The 16887-nt window shown below is 46.2% G+C and carries 14 protein-coding genes and 1 pseudogene; 13 read left to right on the top strand and 2 right to left on the bottom strand.

Annotated elements, in window-relative coordinates; all coding sequences use genetic code 11:
• The first annotated feature begins 5 nt into the window (after window positions 1-5).
• From IEY53_RS18115 to IEY53_RS18100, 4 genes are all read left to right on the top strand, one after another.
• Window positions 6-299 (top strand): hypothetical protein, encoded by a 294-nt coding sequence (locus tag IEY53_RS18115; protein ID WP_189027412.1) that lies wholly within the window; start codon window positions 6-8, stop codon window positions 297-299.
• 959 nt (window positions 300-1258) lie between these two features.
• Window positions 1259-1699: a hypothetical protein gene (locus IEY53_RS18110; protein WP_189027411.1), complete on the top strand. Its 441-nt coding sequence runs from the start codon at window positions 1259-1261 to the stop codon at window positions 1697-1699.
• A gap of 314 nt (window positions 1700-2013) precedes the next feature.
• Window positions 2014-2289: a hypothetical protein gene (locus tag IEY53_RS18105; RefSeq protein ID WP_189027394.1), complete on the top strand. Its 276-nt coding sequence runs from the start codon at window positions 2014-2016 to the stop codon at window positions 2287-2289.
• Between the two features lie 144 nt (window positions 2290-2433).
• A complete protein-coding gene (locus IEY53_RS18100; RefSeq protein WP_189027392.1) occupies window positions 2434-2631 on the top strand; it encodes a hypothetical protein in 198 nt (65 codons plus the stop codon).
• A 225-nt stretch (window positions 2632-2856) separates the two neighbouring features.
• Here IEY53_RS18100 and IEY53_RS35160 read toward each other — a convergent pair.
• Window positions 2857-2967: pseudogene (locus IEY53_RS35160) on the bottom strand (arginase family protein); the annotation flags it as partial.
• Window positions 2968-3124: 157 nt separating this feature from the next.
• Here IEY53_RS35160 and IEY53_RS18095 point away from each other — a divergent pair.
• From IEY53_RS18095 to IEY53_RS18070, 6 genes are all read left to right on the top strand, one after another.
• Window positions 3125-3466, top strand: a complete 342-nt coding sequence (locus IEY53_RS18095; protein WP_189027390.1) for a winged helix-turn-helix transcriptional regulator — start codon at window positions 3125-3127, stop codon at window positions 3464-3466.
• Window positions 3467-3746: 280 nt separating this feature from the next.
• Window positions 3747-4967 (top strand): MFS transporter, encoded by a 1221-nt coding sequence (locus IEY53_RS18090; protein ID WP_229696218.1) that lies wholly within the window; start codon window positions 3747-3749, stop codon window positions 4965-4967.
• 228 nt (window positions 4968-5195) lie between these two features.
• A complete protein-coding gene (locus tag IEY53_RS35155) occupies window positions 5196-7346 on the top strand; it encodes an EndoU domain-containing protein (protein WP_229696217.1) in 2151 nt (716 codons plus the stop codon).
• A 25-nt stretch (window positions 7347-7371) separates the two neighbouring features.
• Entirely contained in the window at window positions 7372-7797 is a 426-nt protein-coding gene (locus IEY53_RS18080) for a hypothetical protein (protein WP_189027388.1), read from the top strand.
• 301 nt (window positions 7798-8098) lie between these two features.
• A complete protein-coding gene (locus IEY53_RS18075) occupies window positions 8099-8803 on the top strand; it encodes an ABC transporter ATP-binding protein (RefSeq protein WP_189027386.1) in 705 nt (234 codons plus the stop codon).
• On the top strand, window positions 8797-12894 hold the full coding sequence (locus IEY53_RS18070) for an FtsX-like permease family protein (RefSeq protein ID WP_189027384.1): 4098 nt from the start codon (window positions 8797-8799) through the stop codon (window positions 12892-12894). The genes IEY53_RS18075 and IEY53_RS18070 overlap by 7 nt, the downstream gene beginning before the upstream one ends.
• Here IEY53_RS18070 and IEY53_RS18065 read toward each other — a convergent pair.
• Window positions 12826-13344: a hypothetical protein gene (locus tag IEY53_RS18065; protein WP_189027383.1), complete on the bottom strand. Its 519-nt coding sequence runs from the start codon at window positions 13342-13344 to the stop codon at window positions 12826-12828. The genes IEY53_RS18070 and IEY53_RS18065 overlap by 69 nt on opposite strands.
• Before the next feature lie 529 nt (window positions 13345-13873).
• On the opposite strand from IEY53_RS18065, the gene dagF reads away from it, so the two are divergent.
• The 3 genes from dagF to IEY53_RS18050 all read left to right on the top strand — a co-directional run bounded on the left by dagF (window position 13874) and on the right by IEY53_RS18050 (window position 16804).
• Complete coding sequence (dagF, locus tag IEY53_RS18060; RefSeq protein WP_189027381.1) at window positions 13874-14629, top strand: 2-dehydro-3-deoxy-phosphogluconate aldolase; 756 nt, start codon at window positions 13874-13876, stop codon at window positions 14627-14629.
• A complete protein-coding gene (locus tag IEY53_RS18055) occupies window positions 14622-15638 on the top strand; it encodes a sugar kinase (protein WP_189027379.1) in 1017 nt (338 codons plus the stop codon). Before dagF ends, IEY53_RS18055 begins: the two co-directional genes overlap by 8 nt.
• A 146-nt stretch (window positions 15639-15784) precedes the next feature.
• Complete coding sequence (locus tag IEY53_RS18050; RefSeq protein WP_189027377.1) at window positions 15785-16804, top strand: glycoside hydrolase family 130 protein; 1020 nt, start codon at window positions 15785-15787, stop codon at window positions 16802-16804.
• Window positions 16805-16887: the final 83 nt, after the last annotated feature.

The raw sequence follows: 16887 nt of genomic DNA, 5'->3' as shown, positions 1-16887 counted from the left end.
TCAAAATGTTGAAGATTCTTGCAGAAGTTTGTTTTTTACCGGAAAATGAAGGTGGAATGACTAGGGACGCTTTTTCTGGCCTGATGGTATCTTTTAACGTTAACGGTGACTTAATTATGTGTAAGATTATCCTTGGTGAGGAAAAGGAAAAAAAGATAATTCTGAGAGGAGAAAAACATATCGTTGATATTGAATTGCCTTACGGAGAGATGTATAAAGATTTGATAATACCGTACTACGTCTTTACCTTAAACGTCGGCAAGAGAGTAATTGCAAATGGAATTGTACTCAAAGTATAAATACTAACTGACCTGCTTATCGTTATAAGCAGGTTTTCTTTTACTGATAGTTTTCTCTTTATTGATGGGGCTACCCAGTGCAGATTGAACCAACTATGTAATACCCATAAAAGATTTCTCCACTGCGTTTAAACGCACAATAATGTTTAGATTTTATATTCTAAATAGCGTTCTTGCGAGACATACTAAAGGGCGATTATGGTCAGATACGACCTGGTGAATTTTTAATCAAATTTGGTGCAGGAGGCTTTATTGCCAAATGATCCTTAAACATGAATTCATTCCTCGATAAGGATTGAGGGACAACTTGTATATATTTTAAATTCGAGGAAGGAGCTTATGGTATAGAAAGTACATTTTGGGATTACTTTAGGAGAAAGGGAAATTGAAGATGGTTAATCCAAAGTTCAAAAAATGGTTACAACTTGCAAAAGTGGTCAAAGAAACAGTACCTTAAAGTCCGCCATTAAGTTGTCCCAATTGTAATAGTCATAATATCAGTTATGAGTTTATTGGCGATATTCAGAAGAGAGCGGGATATTTCCTAATATGGTGTAATGATTGTGTAGAAGGTTTACACATTTCAAGTATGATATCCCTAAACATGCCAAGGTAATTCCATTTGGGGCACCTGATGAACTAACATCACATATACCTAATTTCTCAAAGGTAAATCCATAAACCTTCTTGTATTAACCTTGAATGGCTTCAAGCCTTTCAAGGTATCTTTTTTGGTTTCATTTGTACGTAGCTTTTGGGAATGAGCTATCACAAGCATTTGGTACACGTAGAACATTAATGTTAGTAACAGGTGATGAGAAAATAGCTAGATTCTTTCTGGTCCGAATGGAACAGTATATCGTGCAGATTCCAATATCCCAATTAATACCTCAAACATTGCCGGGATTAACTGAAAGAGAATACCTAATTAAATTTGGAACAGGAGGTTTTAAACCAAAATGAATCTAGGTGATACATCAAAAATAATGCTAGATGGACAATTAGTGTATTTAATAGATCCATCTTTAAATGAAAGTGTTATATCAGATAAAGAAATAAATGGTATAAAGGTTTACAGTGTGGATTTAGTGCGCGATATGATGATTTTTATCAAAGAGAATCCTGGATTTTCTCTAATTTGCTACCTAATAGGACAACAACGGAGATGGATGTTCTGCATTGTTTATCGTTTGGAAAACACTTGGCGGAGGGTCCAAATTGAAAACTTGGTTTGTAACAAGTGCGGGTGGAAAGGGATATCGGCGAACCCAGCTATTCCAGAGTTATATTTTGGGGTACCAAATGAATGGGACGCATTAAAAAAATCCAGTGCTGCTCAATCTTGTCCACAATGCGCAGAAAAATTGCCTAGAGACTCTTTATGGACAAAAACTATTTAAAGAAGTATCTAAAACCTTGATTGGCTTCCAAAGTTTTTCTTGTGCAGATCACAGTCACACCATTTTCAAATACACATTGCAAAGTATTAACAACAACCCTAATCGATACCCGTGTTGATCGGTTATTTTGAGATGAGGACCTTCAACGGGGATCATGTAGATGGTCCCCTTGTGTTAGGTATCAATGAATATTGAGAAATAATATTAGTGGGAGAATCCGACAACATCTGCTGTATTTGAAGAATTCATTCATTCAACTCAAAATCGAACAAGGACTATAGAAAATTACTAGATGAAGAGTGAGGTGAGTTCAATTGTTTGAACTAGAAATTATTAAGGCTCATTCACTAAAAGAAGTAAAACTCATAACAGTCGAAGCCAGACTGTCAGGTAACATCGACAGTCCATTGATAAAGAAGGTTCTTGTCGATAAAGAACAAAATGATAAACGGTTTTTCCTTAAAGGACCTATATTTGTGGACGGTCCTAACGTAAAACGTATGAAGGATTATCTCTATCTAGCATTTGATGGAGTGGATTATACATCTGAGGATATGATTGGAGGAATCTTAGTTCCATTGCATGAGTAGAATTTTCTCATCCTTGATTGGCTTCATGCCTTTCAACGTATCTTTTTTGGGAGGGGTGGGTGACGAACGAACCCATAATTCACCCAATAACACTTACGCAGGACTGAAAATCAAAGGATTGCTAATAGTTTGAAGGAGGGGCATATGAAAAGAAGAACTAGTGAAGAAGTTCTTAGAGAGGTCGATTTTATTCAAACAATGCGGGAGAAACTAATGAAGGCTGAAAAAGTCAAATGTCCTAGATGCGGCGAATACTTAAAGTTCTTGGGCAAAAATAGTGGAGAACATCCGGGTGTTTTTTGTCCAAAGGGTGACTTTGAAATTCTTGTTGAATACGATTAAACTCGGTATTACTAAATAAGATAATTTTTAATATGTAAATTTTAACCTTGATTAATTCCGGCCGTCCAAGACTTCTTTTTTCTGGGGTACCCGGTGCTGAATGAATCCATCATACAATAAATGACCTGTTCACGATGTATACGAAGGGTCGTAAGCTACAACTGTTCATTTTACAACGGCCTAGTGGGCATGAACGAGGTACGTTTAAGTGGCCCAAGGCAACAGCTTATCATAGCCCTCATCTCCTTCTCCCAAAAGATTCCCGAGCGGTAATGTATGTCCGTTATCATACCCAACATATCTTACTAAATCACTGTGAGCATCGATCCAAATTAAACAAGTTTGAACTGGAACATTAATATGGGGTTGATCATTGTTTTTTAAGTCATTCTTGTCTCTCCTTTACTTCAAAGTAAGGTAGTATAGAATGAGCGCAAATAAATAAATAGTAAGCACTTTTTTGATAGGTACTACCAGAAAGGATAGTGTAAATATGAGTATGGCTGAATATAAAGGCAAAGTTAAAAATATTCAAGATACACCTTTTGGTTATACATTGTCAGTTATAGGTGGGAAATGGAAGATGGTTATTCTTTACCTCCTGGCTGAAAATCAACCAGTTCGCTTTAATGATCTTAAAAGACAGATAGGAGCTATTACATATAAAACATTGAGTTCACAACTTAAAGAATTGGAAGCGGATGGTATGGTGAATCGGAAAGAGTATCCTCAAGTTCCCCCTAAAGTCGAGTACAGTCTCACAGATAAAGCAGGAACCCTATTACCCGTGTTGGAAGAGTTATGTGAGTGGGGAACAAAAAACCAAAATAAATGAAATCCTTTGGAAGTCTAATCCTTCCTTGGCATGCGTTAGAGCAGCACTTGTAGGAGATTGAAGTGGTCTTTTAACGCTGTACGGTGTTATAATGGTTTTAATTTTTTAGGAGGTGCTCCTTTTGACTCATTCCATGCGTTTACGGTAAGTTAAGGTGCAATACAGGCGGACTCAACCATTTTTTTCTAAAGGGTTTGGGTTTATTTGTACTGTTTCTTTATACAATTACCTAAACTAATGAAATGAGTATATTTGTGTTTTCTACAAAAGGGGATGAAAAATGATGCAGCTGCATTGGAAAAAAACCTTCGCTTTAATCTTCAGCGGACAGATCTTTTCGATATTAACAAGTTCAATGGTTCAATTCGCCATCATCTGGCAGTTAACAGAAACTACAGGATCAGCAGCGGTTTTGATGCTTGCCGGATTGGCTGGATTTTTACCACAGGCACTCTTGGGTCCTTTTGTGGGAGTGTGGCTGGATCGCTGGAACCGGAAAGTAACGATGATTCTGGCCGATAGTGCCATTGCGCTCTTTAGTTTGGTATTGGGCATTTATTTCTTTTTGGGTGATCCGGGACTGGGTTTCGTCTATTTAATTCTCGGCTTGCGTTCTGCGGCTTCTGCCTTTCATGCTCCGGCCTTTCAAGCGGCGATACCGCTTATTGCGCCTGAAGAGGAATTAACAAGAGTCGCCGGCTGGCAGCAGATGGTGTTCTCTTTTTCCAATGTGATTGGACCGGCGTTAGGGATAGCGGTATATTCGGCTACTTCGCTAGGCGTGGTGCTGTTGCTGGATGTGGCTGGCGCAGTGATCGCTAATGTGATGTTGTCTTTGGTGAAGATCCATCAGCCCAAACCACAGGCGGTACAAACACCCTCTTTTCTAAAAGAGTTCAAACTGGGCTGGGACGCTTTCATTCAAGTGAAGCCGATCGTCCTGCTCACAGGGGCTACGGTGATTTTTGGGATTGCTTTTATGCCGCTGGCGACGTTGTTTCCATTTATGACGTTATCCCATTTTGGACGTGGAGGGTATAGTGCTAGCATTGTAGAAGCGGCTTTTGGTATAGGGATGATTCTTGGCGGGATTATGTTGTCTGTACTCTCTTCCAAGTGGAAGGATATCACCTATGTGAGTTTAAGCTTGCTGGTCATTGGTTTAACCTGCGCAGTCAGTGGCCTGATGAGTAAAGAAGCTTTTGTGCTATTCGTTATTCTCTCCTTCATCATGGGCGGGGCATCCCCCTTCTTCAATGGTCCGTACATGGCCATGGTACAGCGTTCCTTTGAACCGGAAATCCTGGGCCGGGTTATTTCGCTTATGACAAGTGTGATGCTGCTGTCTTCACCTATTGGGCTGCTATTGGCAGGACCGATAGTGGACCGGTACGGCGTACAGCAATGGTTCCTCGGTTCAGGAGTTGTCGTGATGCTGACTGGTCTGTTCGTCTTCATTTTGTTTAGGCGGATGGAGTCCAGACAGACTGGCGAAATATAACCATCCAGAACTAGATAAGCAAGCTACTCGGACTGCAGCCCTATTCACACAAGTGTGTTAAGGGGCTGCAGTTTTTGAGTTGAAAAACGAAAGAGGGTCGCTGGAGTCTTCAGACCTATTTAATCCTCCAACATTCAAATGGTGAGAATATATGGGTATAATAGAAAAATAGCATTTAAATACATAATATTCTCTTGAATCTACTGAGGATGTACCCGGAGGTTAATCATGCAGCAAAAAGTGGAGCTAAACCGCTTACTGGAGCTGGAGCAGGGGGTGAAACGCCTGAACCGCACGCTGGAGGAGCAGGTCACCGGGATGCACAAGGCCGTATCGGAACAAGTACGTTCTGCCCAATCGGCCTATCCCGAATCCTCCGATGTCCGCTCTCCGGCTCAGGAGCTAGAGCAATTACTGCGGGAGACAAGGGATCTGGCAGCTTCGATCAGCAGCCGGCTGTACCAGAAGGAAACGACGCTCCGCTGGGCTGTGGGGCAGTACCAATCTACAGAGAAGCAGGCCCGAAACCTGATAAAGGCGCCGCCAAGCTTTACCTGGAAGCAGACGAGTACACTGTTCAGCAAGTGGCTGCAGACAGCAAGGGACCGGGCAGCGGGCGGGCTGCAGGATCTTTTGCGCAGCACGCCTACGCTCTTCGAGATGATCAAGGATCTACTGTGGAATGTCAGGGATGCTTCACTGGACAAGCGATTGCAGCCGTTTGTAGACGAGGCGAAGATTGCCTCTCTTCTGGAGCAGAGGGATCACGGCAGCCCCGAAGAGCAGCAGGAGGCGCGGGAGCAACTGGCGAGAATCGCCGAGGCGTTGGACGAGATCGGGCGGAGCCAGGTGGCTTATGGAATCTATGAGAAATATGGTAATGTGGAATATATGGAGTTGGCGGGCTTGCATGCCGAGCAGCAGCGGCAACTGCTTCAGGAGCTGGGGGTGGACCCGGGCCTCTATAGGAATGTGGATCTGAGGAGCCAATACAAAGGGTCGCCGCTGTCTGCGTGCACGTACAACCCCCTGCAAAAGGACCGGTCCGCGGTGCCTGCAAACGAGGAGCTGAGGCTGGTCATCGCACTGGGCCTGGTGAATGACAAATACCGGGAATGGGCAAAGACGCATTACGAGGATATTGAGCAGGCGGTAAAGCGGGCGGAGGTTCAGCGGGAACTGGAAAGGCAGATGGCGGAGTGGCAGCGGCTGAATGAGCCGCCCACGACCTTGCCGGATGGCACACCAATTACGGCGGAGAACAAAAGGAACGATACGACCCGGGCGTATTATAAAGAAAAGGTGATGGACGGGGAGTATAGAAAGCTGCTGGGATATAATGACTGGCTGGAAGAAACCTACGGGATGACCGAGTGGCGTAATACAATGGATCAGACGGATAAGGTCATCAACGCTTTTGTGGGCGGCTTTGTCGAATCGACGGTGATGGCCGTGGTGGATACGGTCCAGTTCGCCTTCGAATTTGCCATGGAACCGGATAAAATGAGCCAGGAAATGATGGACAAAGCCAATTATATCTATAACAACCCGGACGTAATCGTCGAGGCAGCGAAGACGATGTACAAGAACTTCGAGGAAGGCACCCCCGAGGAACAGGCCAAAATGCTGGGCGAGGCGGCCTCCATTCTGGTCCCAGGCGTACAAATAGCCAAAGCACGCATTTTGGGCAAAGTGGCGGACAGTGTGTTGGACCCGCTATGGGATGCGGCGAAGAATTTCAACATTCCAGAAATCCGCAATCCATTTAAGAATCAGATGATTCTGGATACCCCTGGGATACCAGGCTCCTTAAACCCCAATCAGGTGTGGAAGGTTGAGGGGAATGGTCGTGGGGGAACGGGTGAAGGTAGGGAAATGCCGGACGATCCACCGCCATCTATTGATCCACCTGAGGGGAGGGGGAATGCATCTCCGATAGTGTCAGTGGTGTCTAAGTTAGGTCCAGAAGTTGAGAAAAAAATACTTGAAGGACAAAGAATTACAGACTCTAATAAACTCATAGGAGGGCACTCACCAAATATTAATAATGCGAACCCAAAGTATGCTGTACAAGAAATAAGAGTAAATCCTGATGGAACAAGAAGTGTCAAATTTACTACACAATTTCCTGATGGAAATCTATCAAAAATAAAGACAAGTACTTTATATCCCGAATCATGGTCTGATGCTGGAATTATCAATTCAATCAATATAGTTGGCGATTCTCCAGTTGTAGGGATACGTAGTTCAGAAGGGCTAACACTACATCGAGGGACAATAAATGGTGTGGAAATTGAAGTTATAAAACATGGAAATGATATTATTTCTGGTTTCCCAGTTGGAGGGAAACCAACAACAAATTTTGATCCACTACCTTAGCTTAACTGATAGGAGATGCTTCGACATGTACGATGAATTTAATCAATATATTACGGAATTTTCTGATGAAAACAGTAAAAATGATTTTTGGTATGATGTTGGTGCTATAAGAGCCACTGAAATTTTATCGGAATTCACTCATCAAGATTGGGAAGTTTTACTAAAGGAAATTAGTAATAAGACTGTGGAATGGAAGCGCAATTTGGCTTATTGTTTGGATGATGCAAATAATATATATGAACTGAGAGCTCTATTATTGTTGATTGATACTGATGATGAAGAATTAATAGAGGTATGTGCAGATTCATTGAGAAGTTTTATAAATGCAGAGAATAAACAATTAATATTGAGTAATAAAAGATTTATAGAAAACATCAGAATAAAAATGAATTGCTGCGGTAATGCAACAAGAGCCGTGTTTGCAGATTTCCTTCAAAGACTAAGTAAGTAAGTTAACATTGGTGGGGAAACCCCACTAACGAATGAACTCATCATTCAACCAATAACACATATGACCCATGTAATACCCGCGTATTCTTCATTTTTTTTTACACGTACATTAATGCTTGAGTTTTATAAACTAAATAACGCAATAGCGTTACAAAAAGGTCAATTATGGTCGTAACCACGATAATTGACCTTTTTAGCATCCTTATCATTTGAATTAATGGAATAAAAATGAAACATTTACAGTCTGTTTGCGTACACAATGACAGAACAGAGAGGGCAGTTTTGGAAAAGGGGTGTGCGATGTGACAACAGAGATTAGTTTAACGGGCATCTGTAAATCGTATAAGACGGGTGAGGTGGAGACCCATGCGCTGCGGGATATTACATTGACCTTCTTGCAGAGGGAATTCACGGCCATTGTGGGTGCGTCGGGGTCCGGTAAATCGACTTTATTGAGTTTGCTTGGAACACTTGACAAGCCGACAACCGGGCGGATTGAGATTGGTGATGTGGATGTTTCTTCATTAAAAGGAAAACGGCTCGCGGATTATCGTTTTGAAACCATTGGGCTGGTGTTTCAGCATTTTCATCTGTTGCCTACGTTAACCAGTATAGAGAATGTGATGTCTCCTTTTTATGGAAGGAGAACAGCCGTCAAGTATAAAGAGAAAGCTGAAGGGTTGTTGTCACAGCTTGGGCTCGCAGACAAAATGAACATGTTGCCTTCGCAATTGTCAGGCGGTGAACAACAAAGGGTGGCGATCGCCCGTGCATTGGTGAATGACCCGGAATGGTTGTTTGCGGATGAGCCCACGGGGAATCTGGATTCCCATAATGCGGAGACTTTTTATGAATTATTGCAGCAAATACAAGCAGATCTGGGCTGTGGGATCATCGTTGTTACACATGATATGAAATTGGCGGAGAAAGCGGAACGGATCATCGAACTGAGGGACGGAAGTGTCGTTAACGAACAAGCGGGCTCCGTAAGAGGTGCCTTATGCTGAAGCTTCTGGGCTCCTTCTGGTGGCGGAATAAGGAACGTTTCATTGTGCTGCTGATCGGTGTTCTTATTGTCAGTTCAGGTCTGAGTATTCTATCGGGAATAACGGAATCCAACAAGGGTACGGTTATGGAGACACTCCAGAATAAGTGGCAGGTCTCTTATCATATTCTTGTGCGTCCGGCAGGGACAACCTTGACCGATGAAAAGAACAAACTGATGGAACCTAATTTACCGGGAGGGATCTCAGGAGGAATTACGGCGCAGCAATGGCAGCAGATCAAACAAATACCCGGGGTGGAGATAGCGGCCCCGTTGGCGGTAATCGGTTACAGCAGTTATGGTGTGGATCTTAATGGAATAACTAGGTTGGAGAAACCCGGACTATACCATATCACGAACCAGGTTACCATTGATAATGGTGTTCAGATCCAGAGCATAGAGAATACCAATATTTACGGAAGCTATGGGTTCTTAAACAGTGATCTTCTGGATCCACAGGATGTAATCCGGGACTATGGATTGGACTCCCAAGTAAAAAGCTTTTTAGAATATAAGTCATTGCTAGTCGGAATAGACCCTGGTGAAGAGCAAAGGCTGGTAGGATTGAATCAGGCGATAGTCCCTCTTCCGGGTACAGGTAGCCGATACTTCAACGATAGCGATAAAAGTGAAATGAAGGTTCATGATGATCTTCAAATGAAGCAAATTAAACTGCCGATACTGGTCAGCCGCAATATTTTGCCGGAGAACGCCACCTACACTTTTCAGACCAAGCGTTTAGATGTGCCTTTTGCCACCCAAGGGGAAGCAGAAGCTACACTAACCGAAGCTAAAACTAAAGGGCTCAAATCTTATTTGGATAAGGCTCCCGTGGCATCAAGCGAGTCCCGAACCTACACTTCGGAAGAGGTGCTTAATGACCTTGTTTCCAACTTGTTTGACCCATCGAAACAGTTTCAAGGCATTAGAATTTTTTATCTCTCATCGCCACTTGCCTTTAAGCCGGTTACCAGCCCTTACAAAGACCGCTGGCATAATGCCTATCAATTACAAACATATGATCCGCAAGAATCTGGTGAACCTAATCCTTTCTCCGTATACACCACTGCTTTTTCGGACGATTTTCCGGAATATTACCGCCCGCTCAAGAAACTGATGGACCCGCAGAACCCTGAGCAACCGGCACAGTTTCAAATAACACCAGAATACATCGGGATGTATGATTCCACCCGGCTGAAGGTCGACAAGGATATCGGCAATCTTTTTCCGATGGATACTTACAGTACCCCTTCAGCTAAGGCAGTGCTAGGTAAAAATGGAGAGCCGCTAAATCCCCAGCTGGAGATTACTTCGATTCATAATCCGCTGGGCTTGGTGACCAGTCCGCCGACAATGCTGACCACTATGGATGCCGCAGCCTTAATTCTGGGAGATAAGCCTATATCCGTGATTCGTATTAAGGCCGCCGGAGTGGAAGAAGTCAATGAGGCCAATCGGGCGAAGCTGGAACAGCTTGCTGCTACGATCCGGGAAGAGACCGGGTTGCTGGCAGATGTCACCTTTGCTTCATCACCGCAGCCGGTACTGATTGAAGTTCCGCCAAGTGGTACACAAACGGCATTAGGATGGATTGAGCAGCAATGGATCAAGCTTGGGGCCTCGTTTACCTTGGTTAATGAGGTGAAGATTGGATATTCAGGCCTGTTGCTTCTAATGATGTGCATGGCAGTTATTTATGTGGTGGTTACTAATCTCGTTTCTTTTCTGGTTAGAAAAAAGCAGTTCGCCGTACTTCTCTCTATCGGCTGGCGTTATTCACAAATCAACCGCTTAATTCTTACCGAAGCGGCGCTAATCGGGATGTTCGTTGCACTCGTAATCTGGATGATGCAGTCCTCTTTTATATGGATCGGCGGACGGTCAATTCCCTTACATAAGTTCCTTACAATGGGAGCGCTGGGTTTCCTGATCTATATCCTGGGTGCCGTAGCTCCAATAATTTTGGTGCGGAGAATTTCACCTACCGAGTCTCTGCGTTCAGGTGAGGTGTCCGCCCGCATCCGGCGGATCACTCCGGTCCGTCATTTGGTGCAACTCGCCTGGGCGCATTTTAACGGGAAAATGAAACGGAATGCCTTGTCTGTGCTATCCATGATTATTCCGACAACCTTAATGATGTTCCTTGTGTTTGTCACCGTTCAGCTGAAAGGCACTTTCTACACCTCATGGCTAGGGCAATATGCGATGGCGCAGATTGGTCCGATGCATTATGCAGTTGTGGGAATCTGTCTAATGATAGCAGTTCTGACAATTGCGGAGCTGATGTGGCAAAATGTATCGGAACGTAATGAGGAAATCTCCCTCCTAAAAGCGATCGGCTGGAGGGGGAATACGATCCGCCGGCTTATCCTGTGGGAAGGGGTTATTGTCGGAAGCCTCGCCGGTCTGCTTTCTCTAGTGCTTGCTGCCTTCTTTATTACAGGAGTGTACGGCAAATTTCCGGGTACAGAGCTGTGGGTGATCGTGCCGGTTGTTCTTGTACCGCTGTTTGCAGGTCTGGCCGGTACTATTGTACCGGCGGAGCTGGCGGTTGCTGCAAGGCCCGGGAAAGGGCTGCGCGGAAAGATCTCCACCTCAAAGTTCAGTACCCGGTTTCTTCAAGCGGGATTGGCTATAGCCGTTACGTTAATGCTGGTTATTGCTGGAGCTTCGGTTCACCGGATGCTTAATCCGGCGGGTGAAGCCGTCCGGGCTGCTTCATTGCCTGGTTTAATGGTGAAGACTGAAACACAACCTGCTGCTGTTACCGCTTCAGCAACCAAAGGGGATATATCGGGCTTTACTTCATATCCTGTTCCAAATCGCAATAAAGCGGTCTATGATTTGGACTTGAAGATGAATGAAGAAGAACAGTTTACGGTTAAGGCGACAATCAATGTTACCAATAGTTCGGCCGATCGTTGGGAACAAATTGTATTTTATATGATTCCCAATGTCTTTACACAAGAGGAGCAGAAGGATATCTACAGGGAAGATGCCCGTTTTGCCATTCGGAGTGTGAAAATTAACGGACAGGAGTTTCCTTACACCTTGGAAGGGGATACGCTCACTGTTCCGCTTACGCAAGGATTGGCGCCACTGGCGCAAACCGAGGTAGAGGTGGACTATACATTTACTTTGCCGGAACAAGGTATCCGGTTCAGCCAAACCGGTCAAAGCTATGATCTCGCCCAGTGGTACCCGATGCTGGCAACGTATAATGAGGGTTGGAATAAAGAACCTTATGTGCTGGCGATAGAATCCTTTTATACTGATTTTAGTGATTTCACCGTGCATTATGAGCTGCCTGGTGATTACCGGGTGATCAGCACATCGGATGGGGACCCGGTCGAACCTATATCCAGCGGCGAGCTGAAGGCAGAACAGGTGAAGGAATTTATGCTCAGCTTCACCAGAGACCTGACACCCATACGTCAATCTGTGGATGACATCGAGATTAAACTCTGGGCGGGTGAGCAAGATCCGCAAAAGGAAAAGGCGCTGGAAATCGCCGCAGAAGCACTGCGTTATTTTAATCAAAACCTTGGACCCTATCCTCATAAACAACTGGATGTGATTCTGGGAGATCGTTTATCGATGGAATATCCGGGAATTGTTACAGTTTATACGAGTGAAGATGTCAAGCATGTGCTTGTGCATGAGATTGCCCATCAATGGTTCTATGGTATGGTCAACAATGACGCCTTTCATGAGGGGTGGCTGGATGAGGGGATGACAGAGCTGGCGGTATCGCTGTTTCTTCAGGATTACCAGTACTCAGAAAATCTGTATAAGTCAAATGGGGTATATTCCAACTTGCCTCTTACGGAATTTCAAGAGGGAGAAATACCCTCAGCTCTATATGCTCAGCCCGTGCTGAAATTTAAAGAGCTGCTCGAAAGTCATGGATACAATGGAATGGAGTTTTTGCGGGCGTATTTCAGTACCTACAAGTACAAGCAGGTAGATACGAAGGAATTTGTTTCATTTGTAAAGGCTTATTTTGAGTTGCAGGACAACTCCTTTTTTGACGAATGGATCAAGGTTGAATAAGCCTGGGACACCCTTCCTTTTTTGAGCAGGATAGACGTGAGTGCCTGGTGTGGACGCTCCGCGAACGGACCGTTGCTCCAATCGCTGTGTTCTCCGGATTTTATTTATTTCTCTTAGCGGTAAAAATCCGGAGACCAAGGCGAACGCTGCCGCTTTTCCACAATCAATCCGTTCTCTCCACTGCTCTAAGCGGGAAAAGTTTCGTTGATCTTTTAAGAATGCAAAATCGCTTCTTGGTACGAAAGTAGATTTTCTACGACCAGAGATAGTTTTCTTCATTCTAAAAACCACAAAAGTGAGCAAAGCGGTGTCTGGTATTGTTCGTACTTCAGCAGTCTGGGCAGCAAATCCTTGCGAAGCTTCCGAACACTCTTCATGGTGCTCTACGGCATCGATTGTGGCAAACAGCGCGTGTCCCTTCTCTTGCAATTCAGCCTCTTGAATGTACAAAAGAAACCTCCCCTTTGATTTGAAATGGTTGTGTGCTAACTCCAGTTCACCAAAGGGCGGCTTCTTTTTTTACGTTTTTTGAGGATTGTAGACACTTATTCTGCTCAAAGCAGCGGAGAGGACGGACTGATTGTGGAAAAGCGGAGCGGTCGCCTTTGTCTCCGGATTTTTACCGCTAAGGAAAATGAATAAAATCTGGAGACAACAGCGATTGGAACAACGGTCCGTTCGCGGAGCGTCCTCACCAAGGTTAAAGTTGATCCTACAAAAAAACAACAAGGGCTGACCCAAGTAGTCATTTCATGGTTTTTGGGTCAACTTCTTTTTTGACTTTTGTGGTTTTTTAGATTGCAGAAGGGCTTTCTCTGTCGTTGAAATCTGCTTTGAGATACCCCGCCCGTTCTCAGGAACGACTCCCTGAAATCTTCCGATATAATCGCAATTCTGTGGGATATTTCTTTGGACAAGGCCACGTTATGATGAATTTAAAGTAATTAGTGTAGATAGAATTGACAGGAGGAACAAGGGAATGTCTGAGATTGCAAAACGGTTCTACAAAGGCCGGGTGGCGCTGAATGTGCTGGCCAGGGATATCGAAAATGCCAAGGACGTCTTTGAGGCTGCCGAAGGCCATGTGCTGGTTGGTGTACTCTCCAAGGATTACGCCACTGTTGAGCAGGCAGTGCAGGCGATGGAGGCTTACGGGCGGGAGATTGATGGCGCGGTATCCATTGGTCTTGGAGCGGGAGACAACCGGCAAGCGGCCGTGGTAGCGGAAATTGCCAGGTTCTATGGCGGGAGCCATATCAATCAGGTATTCCCTGCGGTTGGAGCCACGCGTGCCAATCTTGGCGGAAAAAGCAGCTGGATTAACAGTCTGGTCTCTCCCTCAGGACAGGCGGGATTGGTGAATATATCTACAGGTCCGGTCAGTGCAGCACATTCCGAACATGCCGTGATTCCCGTGAAAGCGGCCATCGCCCTGGTCCGGGATATGGGCGGAAATGCGCTGAAGTATTTCCCGATGCAGGGACTCAGCCGCGAAGCAGAGCTGCGGGCGGTGGCCAAAGCCTGTGCCGAAGAGAATTTTGCGCTGGAGCCGACAGGCGGCATTGATCCGGGTAACTTTGAGGCTATTCTGTCGATTGTGCTGGAAGCGGGAGTCCCGCAGGTCATTCCGCATGTCTACACCTCGATTATGGACCCGGACAGCGGCGTAACAAAAAGGGCGGATGTGCAGAAGCTGTACCGGTCCATGACAAGGCTGGCGGATCAATATGTCTAAACGAATCGCCGCTTTCGGTGAAGTCATGATGCGGCTGCAGGTTCCCGGCCATGAGCTGCTGTCCCAGGGCAGTCTGCTGAAATACTCCTTCTCAGGGAGTGGAGTAGGCGTGTTGTCCGCGCTGGCCCGGTACGGGCATCGCGGCAGTCTGGTCACCCGGCTGCCTGCCAATCCGGTGGGCGACGCGGCGCTTGCCGGTCTCCGGCGCCTCGGCATAGATTCCGAGGATATCCAGCGGGGCGGGAACAGTCTCGGAATCTATTTCCTGGAGAATGGCTTCGGGGCAAGACCGGGCCGGGTAACCTATTCCGGACGTGCCGGAAGCAGCTTCAATACCGCACCTCCGGGAGCGTATCCGTTCGCTGAGCTGGCGGACAAGGCCGACGCTGTGCATTTTTGCGGGATTACGCTGGCAATGAATGAAGGGGTAAGCAGGGCGATGAAGACTTACGCAGAAGCGGTCAAGCGGCGTGGCGGTCTTGTGATTTTTGACTGCAATTACCGCCCGTCGCTGTGGGGCGAAGGCAGCTATGAGCTGGCACGCCCCCATTATGAAGAGATGCTCCAACTGGCCGATATCGTGCTGATGAATGAAAAAGATGCAATCCATATTCTGGGAATGAACACCGTCAAGGAGCAAAGGGAGGAGCAGCTTCTTGAGCTGATTCCTGCTGTGGCTGCCCGCTACAGCCTGTGTACAGTGGCCGGGACGCACCGCGTCCTTCATGGGGACAATCGCCACTCTTTGCGCGGTTATATCTATAAGGCGGACAGCTTCGCTTTTTCCGATACATTGACCTTCTCCGTTCTCGACAGAGTCGGAGCAGGCGATGCTTATGCCAGCGGCATCATTCACGGGGAACTGGAAGGCTTCGATCCCCAGCATAGCGTCTCATTTGCCGCCGCCGCCGGAATGCTGGCCCACACCGTGGAGGGTGATTCGCCGATGGCTTCGGAACAGGATGTTTTTGCAGTGCTGGCTGGCACTGTACGGGATGTTCAGAGGTGAAGAAGAGCCCGCGCCCGGGCTTTATACAAATACAAACGGATGAATAATTCGGATGATTTCGAAACTCTGTCGGATATTATGGAAGCGTTCCCCCCGCTATAATGGGGCTATACTTCAACCGCAGGTTATTATAAGGAGGCAGAGCAATGAAAATTACCAGACATCCGGAGAATCCGATTGTGGTGCCGGGGATATACGACTGGCGGCTGGCTACGGTGTTTAATCCGGCCGTGATCAAGGATAACGGGAAATTTTATATGATTGAGCGGACCGCAGGTTCGTTGACGCCATGCAAGAATTTTCTCGGGCTGCTGGAAAGCGAAGACGGCGTGCATTTCACTCATGTGGTGGATAAGCCGGTGGTCACACCGGATATGCTTGGTTTTCCTTATGGAAGTGTGCAGGACCCCCGGATCGTCAAGATTGACGATACCTTCTACATGACCTTTGCGCTGCGCCCCTGTGCCATGAACTATTACCCGACAGGCACAGGGATACCGGAGCGCTCGATTCCGAAATATCCGGACGGCTGGGGCGAAGAGGAAGGACACTGGCTGACCCGCTCCATTCTGATGTCCTCCCGCAATCTGACGGATTGGGAGTATGTGTGCACAACGACGCCCCTTGAGATCAACGATCGCAACAATATGCTGTTTCCGGAGCGGATCGGCGGCAAATATGCCCTGCTGCGCCGGCCGGAAGAATATATCGGCGAAGCGTTCGGCACGGATCAGGCGGCGATCTGGATCACTTATTCCGACGACCTGAAGCATTGGGAAGAGCCGAAGCTGCTGGCCAAAGCAGAGAGTGAATGGGAAGGTAAAAAAATCGGCAGCTCTACGCCGCCCATCCGCACGGAGCACGGCTGGCTGCTGCTGTACCACGGCGTGGACAGCAATATCGTGTATCGTGTCGGCGCTATGCTGCTGGATCTGGAAGACCCAAGCAAAGTCATCGCCAGAACGAAGGACTTTATCATGGAGCCGGAAACCTATTATGAAAAGTTCGGGTATCAGATTCCGAATGTGATTTTCCCTACAGGCTGCGTACTGGATGAGGGTATACTGCATATCTACTACGGCGTAACCGATACAGCGATTGCCCTCGCGACGGTGCCGCTCTCCGATATGCTGGACCACCTGCTTGCCGGATCACAGCAGTCTTAGACAGGGTTCAGGATAACCGCTTGAGCTGTTCAAGCGGTTATCTAAATCCCATAAATGGAAGCGTTTGCTGTTGAAAAACACAA

It is taken from the genome of Paenibacillus albidus, from assembly GCF_014644435.1.
Classification (GTDB): Bacteria; Bacillota; Bacilli; order Paenibacillales; family Paenibacillaceae; genus Paenibacillus_AQ; species Paenibacillus_AQ albidus.
The sequence above is the reverse complement of the archived record's forward strand: the minus strand, read 5'-3'. Positions and strand labels throughout refer to the sequence as shown.